11 protein-coding genes and 1 pseudogene are annotated in these 18,402 nt (G+C 56.4%); 11 read left to right on the top strand and 1 reads right to left on the bottom strand.

Annotated features, from left to right (window positions below; translation table 11 throughout):
• Positions 1-72 precede the first annotated feature (72 nt).
• From I6I94_RS05905 to I6I94_RS05895, 3 genes are all read left to right on the top strand, one after another.
• Entirely contained in the window at positions 73-1,431 is a 1,359-nt protein-coding gene (locus tag I6I94_RS05905; RefSeq protein ID WP_128087289.1) for a hypothetical protein, read from the top strand.
• Between the two features lie 286 nt (positions 1,432-1,717).
• Positions 1,718-3,070 carry a hypothetical protein gene (locus I6I94_RS05900; RefSeq protein WP_201620496.1) on the top strand — a complete coding sequence of 451 codons (1,353 nt, stop codon included), beginning with the start codon at positions 1,718-1,720 and terminating at the stop codon, positions 3,068-3,070.
• Between the two features lie 22 nt (positions 3,071-3,092).
• Entirely contained in the window at positions 3,093-4,622 is a 1,530-nt protein-coding gene (locus I6I94_RS05895; protein WP_201620495.1) for a hypothetical protein, read from the top strand.
• 40 nt (positions 4,623-4,662) lie between these two features.
• Here the strand turns inward: I6I94_RS05895 and I6I94_RS05890 are convergent, their stop codons facing one another.
• Complete coding sequence (locus I6I94_RS05890) at positions 4,663-4,944, bottom strand: hypothetical protein (protein ID WP_143536387.1); 282 nt, start codon at positions 4,942-4,944, stop codon at positions 4,663-4,665.
• On the opposite strand from I6I94_RS05890, the gene I6I94_RS05885 reads away from it, so the two are divergent.
• The 8 genes and pseudogenes from I6I94_RS05885 to I6I94_RS05850 form a co-directional block, all read left to right on the top strand.
• Positions 4,937-6,157: a hypothetical protein gene (locus I6I94_RS05885; protein WP_201620494.1), complete on the top strand. Its 1,221-nt coding sequence runs from the start codon at positions 4,937-4,939 to the stop codon at positions 6,155-6,157. The genes I6I94_RS05890 and I6I94_RS05885 overlap by 8 nt on opposite strands.
• 217 nt (positions 6,158-6,374) lie before the next feature.
• Complete coding sequence (locus I6I94_RS05880) at positions 6,375-6,617, top strand: hypothetical protein (RefSeq protein ID WP_145979651.1); 243 nt, start codon at positions 6,375-6,377, stop codon at positions 6,615-6,617.
• Between the two features lie 158 nt (positions 6,618-6,775).
• The gene (locus tag I6I94_RS05875) at positions 6,776-7,663 is read left to right on the top strand and encodes a hypothetical protein (RefSeq protein ID WP_201620493.1); all 888 of its coding nucleotides are present in this window, start codon (positions 6,776-6,778) and stop codon (positions 7,661-7,663) included.
• Positions 7,664-7,927: 264 nt separating this feature from the next.
• Complete coding sequence (locus I6I94_RS05870; protein WP_201620492.1) at positions 7,928-8,671, top strand: response regulator transcription factor; 744 nt, start codon at positions 7,928-7,930, stop codon at positions 8,669-8,671.
• An 89-nt stretch (positions 8,672-8,760) separates the two neighbouring features.
• The gene (locus I6I94_RS05865; RefSeq protein ID WP_201620491.1) at positions 8,761-10,371 is read left to right on the top strand and encodes a sensor histidine kinase; all 1,611 of its coding nucleotides are present in this window, start codon (positions 8,761-8,763) and stop codon (positions 10,369-10,371) included.
• A gap of 222 nt (positions 10,372-10,593) precedes the next feature.
• The gene (locus I6I94_RS05860) at positions 10,594-11,247 is read left to right on the top strand and encodes a TetR/AcrR family transcriptional regulator (RefSeq protein ID WP_128087295.1); all 654 of its coding nucleotides are present in this window, start codon (positions 10,594-10,596) and stop codon (positions 11,245-11,247) included.
• A 57-nt stretch (positions 11,248-11,304) separates the two neighbouring features.
• On the top strand, positions 11,305-13,956 hold the full coding sequence (locus tag I6I94_RS05855; RefSeq protein WP_201620490.1) for an MMPL family transporter: 2,652 nt from the start codon (positions 11,305-11,307) through the stop codon (positions 13,954-13,956).
• 437 nt (positions 13,957-14,393) lie between these two features.
• Positions 14,394-17,330, top strand: a pseudogene (locus I6I94_RS05850) (MMPL family transporter); the annotation flags it as partial.
• Positions 17,331-18,402: the final 1,072 nt, after the last annotated feature.

The following is an 18,402-nucleotide window of genomic DNA, read 5'->3' as shown; positions in this document are numbered from 1 at the left end:
ACCCACACTGCTGCATATTCACTGAAGTGGTGTTGTGGGGCATTATTATTCACCGTTGAAAAGAGAATGCATATGTTGACGCCCCGTCGTTTCGCCGCGCCACTATCGGCCAGTGTTGCCTTGGTTTTGGCGCTGAGCGCCTGCACCACTAGCTCCGTGAAATCGCAGGAAAGTTCCCCGACTATGAGCGAGTCTTCCGCAGCCGCCGCTACGAGCGAGTCCTCCCCGGTGAACACGGCGGCTGCCTCCGAATCGGCGGACGATAAGCTGCCCGTGGGCCTGACCGACGACAATAAAGCCGGTAAACCGCGCCCGCGCTCATCCATGAAAGACACCCTCAAAGGTGCAACCATTAATGAGGACGGATCGTGGACATACGATAAGCCCGACGGCACAGTCATGACCACTAACGCGGATGGCACCTGGCACTGGAAGGACGAAAAGAACGGGCAGGAAGCCACCCTGCACGCCGACGGCTCATGGGATTATTCCACCCACAACGAGTATGTGAAGAAAACTATTCACATGAACGCGGACGGCACATGGAGGCAGAAAAACGAGAAGACCGGTGACTCCACAGAAACTCGTGCCGATGGCAGCTGGGAAAACCACGAAGGCGGCGGTAAGTACGTAACCACCGGCACAACGGAGGGAACCGCGACGAAGAAGAACACGGCCACCGGGGAGGAACGTGAAATCCCTAAGGAAGGTTTCCCCGTGGTTCCCCCAGCGCCCCATACGCAGGTGACGGAGAACGCTGTGGGCCCCAATAGCGTGGTTCCGCTCAAACCCCGTGCTGGCCTCAAGCCCGGTTTGAAAGTCACCTATGCTGTCCCCGGATCTGAGGAGGATAAGCAGGCCTCAGCTGAGGCGGACGGTACCGCCCTGACCGACGACAATAAGGCCGGTAAACCGCGCCCGCGTTCCACCGATAAATACCCAGAATCCAACGCCACCATTAATGAGGACGGCTCATGGACGCACACCACCGTCGGTGGCGTGGAGGTCAAGGTGAACGCCGACGGCACCTGGGAGTGGAAGAGCACAAAAGACGGCTCGTCTGCCGCCCTGCACGCTGATGGTTCCTGGGACTTTGACGACGTGAAATATCAGCAGAAAATTCATGTGAACGCTGACGGCTCGTGGACCTGGGAGGATCAACGGAACCAATCCGTTACTGTAACCCACGCGGACGGCTCGTGGCGGTACGAGGACGACAGGTCACTCGATACCGGCCTGGCAGATGGCACCGCCCACCACGTGGATAAGCAGCACAGCAACTTTAACCGGGAAATCAAGAAAGAGCACTTCCCGGCGAAAGTACCCGGATTCCCCACCTCTTACGTCTCAAAGAACGGCGTGGGCCCCAATAGTGTGGTTCCGCTCAAGCCCCGCACCCCGCTGAAAGTGGGGCAGAAAGCCGTTTCGTAGCTGAGCCGGTTCGCCACTGGGGCCGCGTGCGGTACCTGCTGTGGGCGAGAAATACCCGGCACCGTGCAGGCCGGATACCCCCGTTGTGTGGGGAGCATCCGGCCTGCACGCGTCTTTAAAGCTGGGGGTTTACTGGGGGAACGGTGGGAGCTGGCTACGGGTTCTCTGTACATCGTAACGAGCACCGGTGAGGTGCCGCCGCAGCCACTGCCCCGGTTCATATACTGAGGGTAACGGCGCCCGGTGCGCCGCACACCGACATACGTTATGAAGAAGGAAAACTCCAATGAAGAAGACCAGCCGCAACCGTATGGCAGCCCCCGTATCGGCCTCATTCGCCCTCTTGCTGGCACTGAGCGCCTGCTCATCATCCGGGGTGAACCAGGGAGGGGGCGCCAATAACTCAGGGTCGTCAGAGTCCGCATCCGCCCCAACAGAGGACGGGCGGCAGATAGTTGGTCTGGGAGACGACAATAAGGCAGGAAAACCCCGCCCCCGCTCCGAACGTGAAACTCGTGGTAATCAGAACCAGGTGAAATCTGATGGATCGTGGACAGAGAAAACCTTGTCTGGCCAGGAAAAAATAACTGTGAATGCTGACGGCACTTGGGTGAATAAAACTGGTGAGAAGGAATTTACGCTTCACGCCGACGGCTCGTGGGAATCCACCGAAAAACTGTCTAATTCAAAAACTGTAATCCACGTTAACCCTGATGGCTCGTGGAGCATTCAAGAGCAAGGCAAAGAAAATAAAGAGCCTTCAAATAAGGCAGAGGTTCGCGCCGACGGCACCTGGGAGGTAGACGAGCTCGGCGTTAAATATGTTGGTAAGGCTGATGGTACAGCCACCAAGAAAGACTCCAAAGCAGATGAAGAGAAACCTATTTCTCGCAGCGAATGGCCTGATATTTTCCCCAAGTACGTGGCATCGCTCTACAAGGAAGATGGAAGCTTGGTAACTTCCGTCCCGAAAGACGGTGTTATTCCCCTGAAACCGCGTACCGCCCTGCCGTTGGGCGTCTCCGCTAAAAAAGCTGTACCCGAAACTGATGAATACCGCAGGGACCTTGCTGAGCTTGAAGGCACACTTCTGACAGATGAGAATAAAGCCGGTAAGCCGCGCCCGCGCCCTGAACGTGAAGTAAACTCGCAAGCCAAGGTTAACCCTGACGGCTCATGGAGCTGGAACAAAGGGGACACTGAGCTGACTGTCGCCACCGATGGCACCTGGGTTCAACATGAGAAAGCGGTGGGGCAGAAAACAACGACCCTTTACGCCGACGGCTCGTGGGAAGAGAAAGAAACTAAGAGTGGCGGTGAGGAAGCTGTCACGCACGTTAACCCTGACGGCACTTGGCGTACGACTGAGGGTTCTAAAAAAGAAGAACTGCATGCTGACGGGACGTGGCGCTCAGAGAGCAGCGGCGGGTTCGTCACCTACAGCGATGTCAACGGCAAAGTGTACATGGAAGGCTCAAGCGGTAAGCCGTTCGAGATTACGAATGAAACGTATACAACTGTGCGCACCCCCAGTGTTCCATCACCCAGGGTGGGGTATGGTCTCGGCATTGGTGGGGGAGGCGTCCTGCCTCTGACCCCGCGTAAACCGCTGTACCCCGGTCAGCAGGCCGTCTCATAAGAGGTTATAAGGAGGTTGTACAATGAAAAACTTTCGTTATCACCGTGTTCTTGCGTCCATCTCGGCAGGTGCCGCGTTAATGCTGGTTTTAAGCTCGTGCACTACGTTCTCTGCGAAGAAAGAGGACTCCCCGGAGCACCCGTCGGCCTCCAGCTCGCATAACTCGTATAACAGCCACGGGATGCCTGAGAAGCCGGAAAAATGCCCGGAGCCCGGTAAATTTCCGGCTGAGGCTACTTCATCGTCATCGGTTTCACCTAGCGCCACCCCGTCAGCGTCTGGCGGCGAGGTACGCACCGTTGGTTTGACCGATAATAATAAGGCCGGTAAGCCCCGCCCGCGCCCTCAGGGGAAGGTTATTAACGATGTGACGGTGAACGAGGACGGCTCCTGGAAATATCACGCCGGCAGCGATGATCTGACCGTGAATGCGGATGGTACTTGGTCGTATCGATCAAAGACCTTTGGGCAGCGGGAAGCTACACTTCACGCCAACGGGTCGTGGGATATTACAAATAACGAGTACAGCAAACAGGAGAAAATGCACGTTAACCCTGACGGGTCGTGGGATAAAGTTACTAAATACGAGGCCAAAGAGGGGAAGGCGGCCGAAGAGCACCATGAGCAGGTGCGCTCTGACGGCAGCTGGGAGCAGAAAGGCCCCTACCAAACCATTGTTGGCAGCGCGGACGGCACCGTCACGCTCACATATTCGGATGGAAAGCAGGGCAGCACCTTCTCAAGCTCCGAATGGAGCCTTGTGGAGCCTTTCGACTACAAGGAATTAATTTTTGTGCAGAAGGACCATAACATTAAGTACGGTGTGGGAGACGGCGGTGTGATCCCGCTGATGCCACGTGCGCCCTTGCCCAGGGGTGTAAAGGCTGCGCAGGCACCCGTTGGGTCGGAGCAGGAACGTATTGCCCTGGCACAGCAGCAGCGGCTTGTCCTCACCGATGATAATAAGGCGGGTAAAGAGCCGCGCCGCCGGAAAACAGAATCCTATGACCAGGGTCTGGACAACGTAGACCTCAAAGATGATGGGTCCTACTCGTATTCCACTAAAGAAGGAGATGCAACCGCTGAAGTTGCCGCCGACGGTACGTGGAAAGCCAAAAGTAGTGACGGTAACACCGCAACATTGAACGCGGACGGGTCATGGGACTCCTACACCGAAAAACCCACGGTGAACACCAAAGAATCCAAGATGAATGTGCACGTGAATTCGGACGGCACGTGGGTGAAGAATTTTGGGAAAAACGTAAGGGCGCAGATGTTTGCCGACGGCTCATGGTGCTACGATCTCAGGATCGGCGACGGCGAATCATCCGCCTACTACGGTGCCTACTATGGCACCCCCGAGGGTAAAATCTACGGGCTCGGTACGGACGGTGAATGGCATGAAGCCGATTATAAAATGTGGGATGAACGGCGCGACTATGAATACATAGAACCCCCACACGCCGCCACCGTGGTGTCCCCTGTTAAAGATGGTGTTGTTCCCCTGATGCCGCGTGTCGCTGTAGCCGCCGGGCAGAAGGCCTTCTCGTAGGAGAGAGTGTAAGGAATCTGGCAATGACAATCTTACGCTATCACCGTGTTCTTGCATCCATCTCAGCAGGTACCGCGCTGACACTGGTTTTAAGCTCGTGTGCCGTGTTTTCCGCAAGGAAAGAAGAAACAATACCGCGCGCCCCAGAACGCCCGGTGGCTTCCAGCTCATACAGCCCATACAGCAGGTACACCGAACCCGAAATGCCAGCCTGCCCGGAGCCCGGCAAATTCAACCCGGCTGAGGCCACCTCATCCGCCACAGCCTCTGCGTCCGTGTCACCCAGCGCCACCCCGTCAGCATCTGGCGGCGAGGTGCGCACCGTTGGTCTGACCGACGACAATAAGGCTGGTAAACCCCGCCCGCGCTCGCAGGGGGGAACCAGCAAGTATGTGACGGTGCATGATGACGGCTCTTGGAAGTATTCCCCTGATAAAGACCGGGAGCTGACCGTGAACGCTGACGGCACCTGGTCATATCGATCAGACGGTTATCGTCATCAGGAAGTTACACTTCACGCCGACGGGTCGTGGGATACCGTGGTAAATAGCAAATCCACGCAGGAGAAAACGCACGTCAACCCTGATGGGTCGTGGGATAAAGTTACTAAATATGAGGCCGAAGAGGGGAAAGAAGCTGTAGAGGTCCGAGAGCAGGTGCGCCCTGACGGCAGCTGGGAGCAGAAAAACCGCTACCAAACCATTGTTGGCAGTGCGGACGGAACCGTCACAATCACCGATTCGAAGGATGGGCAGCAGAGTACCTCAGTAAGCTCCGAGTGGAGCCTCGTGAAGCCCTTCGACTACGAGCAATCGTCTATCGTGCAGCGGACAGAAGATATTAAATACGGTGTGGGAAGTAACGGCGTCATCCCGCTGATACCGCGTACACCCTTGCCCAGGGGTGTAAAGGCCGTACAGGCACCCGTTGGCTCCGAACAGGAACGCGTCGCCATAGCGCAGCAGCAGCGGCTTGTCCTCACCGATGATAATAAGGCGGGTAAAGAGCCACGCCGTCGGGAAACGGAGTCCCATGATTGGGGGCTAAGCAATGTTCACCTCAAAGATGATGGGTCCTACTCGTATTCCACTAAAGAAGGAAAAGGAACCGCTGAAGTTGCCGCCGACGGTACATGGAAAGCCAAAAGTAGTGACGGTAGTACCGCAACATTGAACGCGGACGGGTCATGGGACTCCTACACCGAAAAAACCATGGTGAATATGCATGTGAACCCGAACGGCACGTGGGTGAAGAAAACTGGGGAATCCGCAAAGATACAGATGTTTGCCGACGGCTCATGGTGCTATGAATACAAGGACAGCGAAATCACCTACGGCACCCCCGACGGCAAAATCTATGAGGGTGTTTCGGATAAGAAATGGAGGGAAGTTGCACAAAAAACTTGGGAGAGCCGGGGTGGAGATAAAAGCATAAAAGACTTGGACACCCCCCGCGCACCATTAACTGTTAAAGATGGTGTTATGCCCCTAAGGGCGCGTAACCCCATAGCCGCAGGGCAGAAGGCATTCCCATAAAACACAGCACCGCTAACACTGTAACCGGTGAATACAGCAGTACCCGCCCGCTACGGTTCGCTCCGTATGCGGGCGTTGCTGTACCCGGCTGCGCTGCCTCCGGAAAGGGCCTTCGCGTTAAATGTTAAAACGCCTGGCGTTAAATAATTACCCGACAGGGGATTCTGAAAACCTTGAAATATCAAGGGAAAACGGCTATCACCGTTAAATATCAGATTTGTGCCTGTTAAATAATGCTATTTGGGAAGTCTCAGCCGGTGACGTGAAAGACCTGCTTCCCGGCTCCTCCGCAGTGCGCAGTAAACAACTGAAAAGCCTGCTTGACCGCGACCTGCTCTACCGGCCTGAAGGCACCCGCAAATACAGTTCACGGACGTGGGGTAACGACCTGAGTATCCACCTGGTGCGCAGGCTCGACGAGTTGGGGATGCTCCCATCAATCCTGCGGGACGGGCTATAGACAAAACCCACAAAGCCGCAATAGCGGATGGGATGAGAGCACAGCGAAAAGGATCCTGCATCCAGGGGCGTGTTTTAGCGGCCTCAAAAAAGTCTAAAGGGTATATTAGAAGAGGAAAACGCCCATAAACCCATAATATTCACCGGTAAGGAATTACTATGCATAAGCTTCGCATACTTTCCGTAGGCGCGGTCATGGTTCTCGCACTCAGCGCCTGCACAGCAGCCTCCACCTCAAGCTCATCCAGCTCAAAATCACAGTCCGCCAGCAGCAGCCGAGCCTCAAGCGCAGCATCATCAAGCTACACGGCATCCGCCACCCCCACCCCAAAAGAACAAATTGACGCCAAAGAACTCATTGAACACCCCGAAAAAGCGCGGGAATATAACTTCTTCACCGACGTAAAATTCCCCATCACCTGCCCAGCCCATGAAGTCGGCAAAAACCCCGACAAAGTTCCCTTCGAAAGCCATAGTGCCCCCGGCGGCTCAGCTGCTCTCACCGATGATAATAAGGCCGGTAAACCGCGCCCGCGCCCGAACGACCCCATCAGCAGCTCCGACAAACCCTGGGTAAAAATTAACGACTCCGACGGCTCCTGGACCTACATTAAGCGCGGCAGTGACCATATTGAGGTAAAAGCCGACGGCACCTGGACCGCAGAAACAGGGATGAAAAACATACAGCTGAACCCCGATGGCTCCTGGGACATGACCGTTAAAGAAAACGTGGGATACGGTACTAGGCAGGTGATCCACGTGAACCCCGACGGCACCTTCCGGTACATGAAAGACAAAGAAGTAAAAACCGTGACCTGTGCAGACGGATCGTGGGTTGAGATTACCCCCGACAGCGTGAGTGTGGGGGATAGAAATAAAGAGATTACCACCACGGTGTCCTCCGACGGGAAGATCAAGGACGAAGGATTCTCCGGCCCACGAAATACCCGCAACGATTTGAGTGTATCCGGCTACGGAGCCCCAGGTGCTGGCGGGGTGAAACCGCTGGAACCTCGCCGTATCCTCAAGGGCGGGGTGCGCCTCTAACAGGGTAGGGCCGCAACGCCTGACCACTACTCGCCCACATCCCTAAGACACTGTGACGCCAAGGGAACTCCATTCCTCATCTGGCGTCACAGTGTCATTATTATGCGGCCCTGCCGGTAAGCACACAGGGGCGGCATCTTTGAACGACCCCAGGATGCGGGATACTGTGCTGTTGCTGTGCGCGGCTTATGCATCCACTATGTTGTGCGAGAAAAACGGGAAAAACCGCCACTGCACCCCCAAACTCCCGCTACCCTTTAAAACATGAGTAGCAAAGCAACCGAAATCGCTAAAAATCTTCCCACCCTTGAGCACCCAGACGGCAGCCCCATCCGCGCCCTTGTCGCTGACGACGAAGAGATGCTGAAAGAACTCGTGAGCATGGGCCTGAAAATGATCGGCTGGGACGTGCGGTCTGCCACCGACGGGCCCACCGCGCTCGCCATTGCCCGTGACTGGCGGCCAGACGTGCTGGTACTCGATATTATGATGCCCGGCTTTGACGGCCTGGAACTGCTGGAACGCATCCGCAAATTTTACCCCGAGGTGCCGTGCCTCTTCCTCACCGCTAAAGACTCCGTTGATAACCGTATTGAAGGGCTGGCGGCGGGTGCCGACGATTATGTGACTAAACCATTCTCAATGGAGGAGGTGATGATTCGCCTGCACCGGCTGGTGCAACGCTCGGGTGTGGCTGCGGTTGATGACGCCGAACTAGTGGTGGGGGATTTGATCCTGAACCAGGACACCCGTGAGGTGAGCCGTGGCGGCGACCCCATCACGCTTACCGCAACTCAGTTCGATTTGCTGCGCTACCTCATGGAGAACGCTAAACGCGTGGTCTCTAAAAGCCAGATTCTTGATAACGTGTGGAACTATGATTTTGGCGGGCAAGCAAATATTGTGGAGCTTTACATCTCGTATCTGCGTAAGAAGATTGATGTGGGGCGTGAGCCTATGATCCATACAGTACGCGGCGCAGGTTATGTTATACGTCCAGCTGTATAAAAACAGCAGTAAAATTTTAAAAATCAAGGATTAATCCTCGCAAATACTGCATATAATAAATTCCGAATGTGGCATGGAAGGGTGGTTGAATGAACGTAGCGCAGAGCACGCACACAGCACCACCCCAACCCCAGGTACCCGCTAAACGCGCACGACGAAACAAAAAAGTGCGTTACTCCCCGCGTCTGCGCACCCGCCTTATTGCCATCCTCGTAAGTATGCTCGGCGTTGCCTGCATTATTATCGGCAGCTCAAGCTACGTTGCTATTCATAACTCGCTACTGGGTCAGGTTATAGCTAACCTCAACGGCACCTCCCTGCGTGCGGGTGGCGGCCCCGAAGGGGGAGAATCCAGTGGGAACCTCGCGTGCCCCACCTCGGACAATAATGCCACCGGCAAAAACCCGCTACTCATTCCCGGGCAGGTGCCTGGCACACTCGGCATGTGCTTTGACCGAGACGGGCAGACCACTTTCGCAGGCATCCTCGACAGCAAAGCGCATACTCAGGGGATCTCAGACTCCGATAAGAACCTGCTCTCTGCTATCCGCCTGGGTGCCCAAGACGGCGTACCCGTGGAGGTTGAGTTGGAAAGCGGAGGCCACTACCTGGTGCAGGTCTCAAAAGGTAAGCCAGGCTCAGGAAACCTGCTGGTTGGTGTACCCATGGGCGATATGCACCAGACCCTAGCCGCCACTATCACTGTGATGGTGATCGGATCCGTGGCTGTTATGATGCTGGCCGGGATGCTTGGCTCCTACATTATTCGCCGCACCATGCGCCCGCTGGAGCGTGTTTCGGCGGTTGCCACCGACGTGGCGAACCTAAACCTGGGTGAACACACCATCTCCCAGCAGGTGAAGGTCATGCCCAAAGACGCCGACCCCAGAACCGAGGTGGGTGCGGTCGGGTACGCTCTGAACCAGCTGCTCGATAATGTGAGTTCGGCCCTTGAGGTGCGTGAACGCACCGAACAGCAGATTCGCGCTTTCATTGCGGATGCCTCCCATGAGCTCCGCACTCCCCTGGCTGCCATTAAAGGCTACTCAGATATGATGCGCTGGACAGAGGCAATGAGTGAGAATGGGCAGTCGTCGCTGGCGCGCATCGACTCGCAAACGGTGCGCATGTCGCGCCTTGTTGAAGACCTGCTGCTGCTGGCACGTTTGGATGAGGGGCGTGAGCCGCAGTTTGAGCTGATTGACCTGACGGAACTGCTGATTGAGTGCCTGTCCGATATGCAGGCGGCGGCCCGCACTCACGTGTGGCGGCTGGATGTGCCGGATGAGCCGGTTGAGATGATTGCTGACCGCTCACAGCTGCAGCAGGTGATTCTGAATCTGCTGTCAAACGCCCGTAAACACACGGATGACGGCACCACTGTGATTGCCGGGTTGCGGGTTTCAGCGGATCGCAGCCATGCCCTAATGACCGTGGTGGATAACGGGCCGGGGATTGACCCGCAGTTTGTGGATAAGATTTTTGACCGTTTCGCGCGCGCCGATAAGGCACGTTCCGGTTCGGACGGAACCACGGGGCTGGGGCTCTCGATTGTGCAGGCGATTGTGCGTGTGCACGGCGGCACGATCTCGGTTAAATCCCGGCCAGGCCGCACCGAGTTCATGGTGCGTTTGCCGTTGGCGAGTGCGGCACCTGCGCAGGCTCGGCTGAGCGTGCAGAAGGGGACAGGCGGACACTAGCGGGCTGCTGCTTCTTCTGATACGGCGGGCATCCACAAGGATGCCCGCCATTTGTGGGTAGCGTGAAGGAACCGTGTGCTCAATTTGCTGGTTACCGTGTGCGTCCTGTGTTGGTTCTTGGGGTCGAACACCCCTGCATATTTGCACTCAGTGCAAAAATATGGGCGAGCTCACAGTGCTAAAACTTGCACTTAGTGCAATATTGCACTTAGTGTAATAACTGTGTGTATTGCCCAAAAGATTGTAGACAAACGCTCCGCGCGCAAAGCCGAGAACCGCATCGCCATTATGGATGCGGCCGAAAAGCTCGTACTTGCGGGCGGCCTTAAAGCGCTTACGGCGGATACGCTCGCCAAAGAATCCGGTGTATCCCGGCGTACCATCTTCAACCATTTTTCCTCGGTTGAAGCCGCCGCCGTTGAACGCCTGAACGAGTACCTGGACCGTATTTTTGAGGTCATCCCTGACTTCTGCACCCCCACCGGCCCGCATCTTGAACGGGACATGCTCGACGGGGTGCGCGCCGCATTCACCACTGAACGCCTCGCCGAACATGTGGAACCCCACGCGCGGCTGCTATTCGCCCTCCACGACTACTCGGTTGACAATAAGTTCAACGAATACAGCTCAACCTCCTATTTGAACTCCATCGAAATGGTCGTTGACAAGCTCTGGCAGCAGCGCCAAGACATCCCGCGGATGCGCATCGCCATTTTTGGGAACCTTATCGCCTCCGCCGTCTGTGAGGGCATCGCGGCGTCCTTCTATGACGCCGAAGGCAACCCGCAGCCCCCCGAAGACGCCGAGAAAATGCGGGACAGCATAGAACACTGCCTTGGCTATGTTGAAAAACTGCTTGGCGGTCAATACGCATAGGCGCAGCGAATACGCGCACCATATCAATCAACACAGAGATTTTTGAGGAGGACCGCAGTGGCTAAATGGCTTTACTCTATCGGTAGCTTTGCCGCTCGCAAAGCCTGGGCAGTGATTGCTATCTGGGTGCTTGTTATTGCCGGTGTTGCCGGTACGTATAGTGCATTCCATGGGCAGCTAAAGACCACGTTCACCATGCCCGGCACTGAGACGCAGCGGCTCACCGATGAGCTGGCCTCACGCTTCCCGGACGCTAACCGAGGAACCGGCCAAGTAATCGTGACCACCGGTGACGGTTCACGCATTACCGATGAGCAGAAACAAGCCTTCGTGAACAAGCTGAATAGCCTTAAGAACGAGAATTCGGCGGTTGACGATGTGAGCGACCCTTTCGCCACCGAGCAGCAGATTGCCGACGGCAAGAAGCAGCTTGAAGAGGGTAAGCAGAAGCTAGATGCCGCCCCGAAGCAGATCGAGGATGGCAAGAAACAGCTGCGGGATGCTCAGAAGAAAGCAGATGACGGCAAAGCGCAGCTGGAGGCGGCACAGAAGCAGCTGGATGCGGCCCGCGAACAGGCTCGAGCAGCTGGTGCTCTAGAGTCTATGCGTGAACAGCTTGGCTCCCAGCAGGCGCAGATTGACGCTCAGCGTGCTCAGCTGGCCGAATCCCAGAAGCAGCTGGATACAAAGGCCGCTGAACTTGCCAACTCTGAAAAGAAGCTTCCCGAACAGCAGGCGGAGCTCGCCCGCAAATCGGCGCTTCTGGATCTGACGAGCGACTATCGTACGGTCTCTGAGGACGGCTCGACCGCGGTCGCCGGGGTTTTCTTCAAAATGAAAAGCTCGGAAGCCCCGCATGCTGATAAAGAAAAGCTCATGGAGCATTTCAAAAACGCGGATTTGAAGGGCCTGACGGTCAACTTTGACCAGAATGTCGCCGAATCTCCCGATGTGGGTATGGGTGTTGGCGAGATTGTAGGTGTTGTGGTGGCCCTTATGACGCTCATCGTTTTGCTCGGCACCCTCATTGCCGCTGGACTGCCCATTCTCATGGCGATTGTGGGCGTGATTGTGGGCATCCTGGGCACCCTCTCATTCTCGTCCCTGGTTGATATGAGCTCAACCACCTATATGCTGGGCATGATGCTCGGCCTAGCGGTGGGGATTGATTATTCGCTGTTCATCCTCAACAGGCACCGCTCCAACCTCATGGACGGCATGCCGCTGCGAAAATCTATCGCGGTCGCTAACGGCACCAGCGGTAACGCGGTGGTGTTCGCGGGTGCCACCGTGATTATTGCCCTGCTGGCCCTGAATGTGACTGGTATTCCGTTCCTGGGATACATGGGTGATGCTGCGGCGCTGTGCGTGTTTGTGGCTGTACTGATTTCGGTGACCCTAACCCCCGCCATGCTCTCGCTGATTGGCCGTAAAGTCATGTCAAAGAAGGCATGGGCGTCCGTTGATACTCCTGAGAAGATCGCGGCACGCCACACCGAACAGGAACAGCGTGAGGAATCCCCGCACGGCTGGCTGAAAATTGTGCTCGCCAAGCCTGTGGTGACCATCCTGCTCTGCGTGGTGGCGTTGGGTGCTATTGCCATTCCGATGGGTCAGATGCGCATGGGCCTGCCTTCGGCTGAAAGCTCACAGACTGAAAGCACTGAATATAAGGCCTACCAGATTGTTAAAGACAAGTTTGGTGAAGGCATGAGCGGCCCCGTACTGGCGGTGGCGCACACCCCCTCAGGCATGAGCGAGGCGCAGGCTGAGCAGGCGCAGATCGATATTGCTCGTGCGATTGAGGCGAAAGACCCCGACAACGTGAAAACCGTGGTTCCCGCCGGGCAAACCGACGATCACACCGTGCAGATTTTCCAGGTGATCCCCAAACACGGGCCGAGCTCGGTTGAAACTGTGAACCTGGTTGAGCAGCTGCGTGAGGTTCACGTGAACGTACAGGGCACTGACGTGAAACTGGGCGTGACCGGTCTGACCGGCGGCAACATCGACGTCTCCAATACGCTGGCGCAGAAACTGCCGCTGTACTTGGCGGTCGTCATGGGTCTGTCGTTTATCGTGCTGATTCTGGTGTTCCGTTCAATTCTGGTGCCGCTGGTTGCTTCGGTCGGGTTCCTCTTCTCGATTCTGGCAAGCTTCGGTGCGGTGGTTGCGGTCTACCAGATGGGCTTCATGGGGTCCCTCTTCGGGGTGCACGACCCCGGTCCGATTCTGGCGTTCCTGCCCACCCTGATGATCGGTATCCTCTTCGGGCTGGCGATGGACTACCAGGTGTTCCTGGTCTCTGGCATGCGCGAAGCGTATGTGCACGGTAAGGACGCGAAAACCGCTGTAGTTGCCGGGTACAACCATGCGGTGCGTGTGGTGATCGCCGCCATGATCATTATGATCTCGGTGTTCGGCGGGTTCATCTTCGCCGAATCCGCAATGATCCGCCCCATCGGTTTTGGCTTGGCGTTTGGGGTGCTGGTGGATGCGTTCGTGGTTCGTATGACCATCACCCCCGCAGTGTTGACCCTGCTGGGCGATAAAGCCTGGTGGATGCCAAAGTGGCTTGATAAGCTCGTTCCAAATATGGATGTGGAAGGTGCAACCCTTCTGGACACCCTGGAAGAAGAGGCCGAACAGCCCGCCGATCACGATGAACAAGCCGAGACGGCTAAAAGCACCGTGGGAGCATCCTCCTAGGCGGCGCGTGCATGATGCCGCACAGTATGCTGGGATAAAACCCAACAATACATACTGTGGCTGATACAACACACATTAATATGTAGCTCCGCACCAGTGACCCTACTGGTGCGGAGCTATTTTCTTTCACCCATGAATTTTTATCCGCATAATCTGTGGGTTTTATAAGAAACCCACAGATGCTGCATTTGGGTAAAACCTGCTTCTTGGGCGGAAAGACAGGCTAAAAACGCTCTGCGGGGTGGGTGCGGCGCATAATAATTTAGCGTAAAAGTGGGGTTCAACATAGTATTTCTTTGCATATTAAGGGGTTTACAACAGCGCTAAAAGATGAAAAAATGCGCCTAAAAAATAGTGGAGCAAATAACCTGAGATAATATTTTTCTTAGTCCTAAAAACCTGCACCTTTACCGCATATCAACCAAGGGAGAACCACAGTGGCCAAATGGCTCTACTCCATCGGCGACTTCGCAGCCCGCAAAGCCTGGGTAATTATCGCCATCTGGGCCCTTCTCATTGGCGGGGTGAGCGCCAGCTACGCCGCATTCCACGGGCAGCTGAAGAACACGTTCACCATGCCCGGCACCGAAACCCAGCGGCTCTCCGACGAGCTGTCCTCACGCTTCCCAGATGCCAACCGGGGCAGCGGTCAGGTGGTTGTCACCACCGGTGACGGTTCACGGATTACCGATGAGCAGAAACAGGCGTTTACAGCCTCCCTCAAGCGCCTTAAAGGGGAGGTGAGCTCTGTAGATGCCGTCAGCGACCCGTTCGAGACTGAAAAACAGCTCACCGACGGGCAGAAACAGCTGACCGAAGGTAAACAGAAAGTAGGCGGTGCCCCCGAGCAGCTCGAAGACGGTAAAAAACAGATTGCCGACGGTCAGCGGCAGATCGATGAGGGTAAAAAGCAGGTTGAAAGCGGGCAGCAGCAGGTTGATAACGGTAATAAGCAGGTAGAGGCCGCCAAAAAAGATCTCGATAGCTCCCAGACGCAGGTAAACCAGGCGAAACAGCGGGTAGAGGATGCGCAGAAGCAGCTTGATGTGAGCAAAAACCGGCTGGCCGAAGAGCAGGCGAAACTAGATGCATCGTTCTCCCAAGCCGAGGCGCAGGGGTCTCAGGCCTCCGTCATGGCCCCGCTGAACCAGCAGCAGGAGCAGCTGAACGCCCAGCGCTCCGAGCTGAACGAGAAACAAACAGACCTGAACAATAAACGTGCCGAAGCCGACGCATCACAGGCGAAACTAGACGCCACCCGTGCCGAAACCACCGCTAAACAGGCGGAACTTGAAAAGAACCAGGCGGCCCTGAACGCCAAAAAGAAAGAGCTCGAAGACGGGCAGAAACAGCTTAACGAGAAGAAAGCCGAGCTGGCGAAAGCTGAGAAGGACTTTCCCACCCAGAAAGAAGACCTCGACCGCAAAGAGGCCCTTTTTAACCTGACGAGCGGCTACCGCACGGTCTCCGAGGACGGTTCGACCGCTATTGCCGCTGTAACCTTCAACGCCAAGAACGAGGAAGTCTCTGCCGCAGACACCACTAAGCTCATGGAGCACTTCAAAAACGCGGATTTGAAGGGCCTGAAAGTCTACTTTGACCAGAATATTGCTGAGACCTCCAGCGGGGGAATGGGTGCTGGCGAGATTGTAGGTGTTGTGGTGGCGCTTATTGTGCTGCTTATTATGCTCGGCACCCTCATCGCCGCCGGGCTGCCCATTCTTATGGCCCTGGTGGGCGTGGTGGTGGGTATTTTGGGTACCCTTTCGTTCTCGTCCCTGGTTGATATGAGCTCAACCACCTACATACTGGGTATGATGCTCGGCCTAGCGGTGGGGATTGATTATTCGCTGTTCATCCTCAATAGGCACTGTTCTAATCTGATGAATGGGATGCCCATGCGCGCCTCCATTGCACTGGCTAACGGCACTAGCGGTAATGCGGTGGTGTTTGCGGGTGCCACCGTGATTATTGCCTTGCTGGCCCTGAATGTGACCGGTATTCCGTTCCTGGGCTATATGGGTGATGCTGCGGCGCTGTGCGTGTTTGTGGCTGTACTGATTTCGGTAACTCTAACCCCGGCGGTGCTTGCCCTTATTGGTCGCAAGGCGCTACCGAAAAAGGCGTGGGAGTCGATCAGCACCCCGCAGAAAATCGCGGCCCGCCGTGCTGACGAGCAGAAGCGTGAGGAATCCCCGCACGGCTGGCTGAAAATTGTGCTCGCCCGCCCTGTGCTGACCATTATTGCCGGTGTGCTGGTGCTGGGTGCTATTGCTATTCCGATGGGCCAGATGCGCATGGGCCTGCCGTCGGCTGCAAGCTCGCCGGTTGAGAGCACACAGTACCAGGCGTACAAACTGGTGAAGGATAAGTTCGGTGAGGGTGTGAGCGGCCCCGTGCTGGCGGTGGCGCACACCCCCTCAGACATGAGCGAGGCGCAGGCTGAGCAGGCCCAGATCGATATTGCCGACGCCATTAAAGCCAAGGGCGGCAATAATGTGAAAGCCGTTATTCCTGGCGGGCAGACTGATGACCGTACCCTGCAGATTTTCCAGGTGATCCCCACCCACGGGCCTAACTCTGCCGAGACCGTCGCACTGGTGGATCAGCTGCGCCAGGTGGATGTGAACGTGCAGGGCACCGATGTGCGCCTAGGCGTGACCGGTGTGACCGGCGGCAATATTGATGTTTCAAATGTGCTCGCGCAGAAGCTGCCGCTGTATCTTGCGGTGGTGATGGGCCTGTCGTTTATTGTGCTGATTCTGGTGTTCCGTTCGATTCTGGCGCCGCTGGTCGCATCTGCGGGGTTCCTCTTCTCAATTCTGGCGAGCTTCGGTGCGGTGGTTGCGGTCTACCAGATGGGCTTCATGGGCACGCTTTTTGGGGTGCACGACCCGGGGGCGATTCTGGCCTTCTTACCGATTCTGATGATCGGTATTCTCTTCGGGTTGGCGATGGACTACCAGGTATTTTTGGTCTCCGGTATGCGTGAGGCATATGTGCACGGTAAGGACGCGAAAACCGCTGTAGTTGCTGGCTATAACCATGCGGTGCGTGTGGTGATCGCCGCCATGATCATTATGATTTCGGTGTTCGGCGGGTTTATTTTCGCTGATGATGCGGCAACCCGCCCCATCGGTTTTGGCCTGGCGTTTGGGGTGCTGGTGGATGCCTTCGTGGTGCGTATGACCCTCACCCCCGCAATAATGACCCTGCTGGGTGATAAAGCCTGGTGGATGCCGAAGTGGCTCGATAAGCTCGTTCCGAATATGGATGTGGAGGGCGCAACCCTTACCGGCCCCCTATCCGAGGGTGAAGTGGAGAATGAGTCACCAAAAACGGTGCGTTCAGCCACCAAAGCGGAGGGTGCTAAACTGCTGGCGGGCCGCACCAAGGACGTGACCCGCGTGGGCGGGGTGGCTGTTCTTGACAGCTCCACTTTCACCGGTGCTATCCCCATTGTGAAGCCCGCAACCGACGGCAGCCGTGCGGCAGAAACGGGTAGTGATAGTGCGGATAATGCAGATGATACCGCCACCACCATAGTGGACACCCCCGAACAGGCTGACGGCCCCGAAATCACGGAGGTTGTGGACTTTGAAGTTGCCGCAGGCAAACCCGCCACATCCACTATTGAGGGTGCCGCTGAGGATAGCCCCCACGCCGATGAACCTGCCTCAGCCGATCAGACCGTACCGGCAAGTGTTGAACTTGAAGCTGGCGGGCCCAGCGACGGTACCTACGAGATAGAGATATTCGTCGCCAAGGACATTAAAGCCGCTGATGAGACGCCCGAGGCTACGACATCACCCAGCAGCTCCGTGGCTTCCGAACCGGATGCTGCGGCTGCCGCCGAAGCTGAACCGGAGAACCTCGAAACACCCGAGAGGGCGCAGGCACCTGCACACGAGAACGCCCCGGTGGTTACCAAGGATATCGAGGTTCTCAATGAGCCTGAGGTGCCCGGAACCTCTGATGAGAACCAGGAAGATATCACTCGTAAAACCGTTGAGACAGGTGAACTGGCCACTGCTGTAACCGATGAGCCCGCAGAACCTGAAACGGCAGCGGATATCACCGTCACTGGTGGGGTTAAAGAGCCTGCCGTCACGGATGATTCTGCGGAGGATAACGCGGAAACAACCGAATGTGAAGAGCCCGCCACGGGTACCGCCAGCAGCCCTGTGACAGCAACCTCTGCCGTTAGGGGCGTCCGCCCGCACACGCTGCTTTCCGATTTGGGGGTGAAGCGTCTGGTCGCCGAGAAGCTTGGGCGCAGGGGCGGCTCTGATAAGTCTGAGCGTGCCGCTGCCAAACCCAGTGAGAGTGCAGCCGATGCAGCCGCCTCCGGGGCCGCTCCAAAGGGGAACGACGATAGCGTCAAAACTAAAGGGGCGCTGAAAATGAACCTGTGGAAGAGGCGGCGCGGGCCAAAAATCGATAAAT

The organism is Rothia aeria, from assembly GCF_016726365.1.
Lineage (GTDB): Bacteria > Actinomycetota > Actinomycetes > Actinomycetales > Micrococcaceae > Rothia > Rothia aeria.
Note: the sequence above shows the minus strand (reverse complement) of the source record. Positions and strands in the feature narration are given on the sequence as shown.

What these genes read in the sequence shown, in the direction of transcription:
- I6I94_RS05905 (WP_128087289.1), top strand. Translation starts at nt 73, where the DNA reads ATGTTGACGCCCCGTCGTTTCGCCGCGCCACTATCGGCCAGTGTTGCC.
- I6I94_RS05900 (WP_201620496.1), top strand. Translation starts at nt 1,718, where the DNA reads ATGAAGAAGACCAGCCGCAACCGTATGGCAGCCCCCGTATCGGCCTCA.
- I6I94_RS05895 (WP_201620495.1), top strand. Translation starts at nt 3,093, where the DNA reads ATGAAAAACTTTCGTTATCACCGTGTTCTTGCGTCCATCTCGGCAGGT.
- I6I94_RS05875 (WP_201620493.1), top strand. Translation starts at nt 6,776, where the DNA reads ATGCATAAGCTTCGCATACTTTCCGTAGGCGCGGTCATGGTTCTCGCA.
- I6I94_RS05870 (WP_201620492.1), top strand. Translation starts at nt 7,928, where the DNA reads ATGAGTAGCAAAGCAACCGAAATCGCTAAAAATCTTCCCACCCTTGAG.
- I6I94_RS05865 (WP_201620491.1), top strand. Translation starts at nt 8,761, where the DNA reads ATGAACGTAGCGCAGAGCACGCACACAGCACCACCCCAACCCCAGGTA.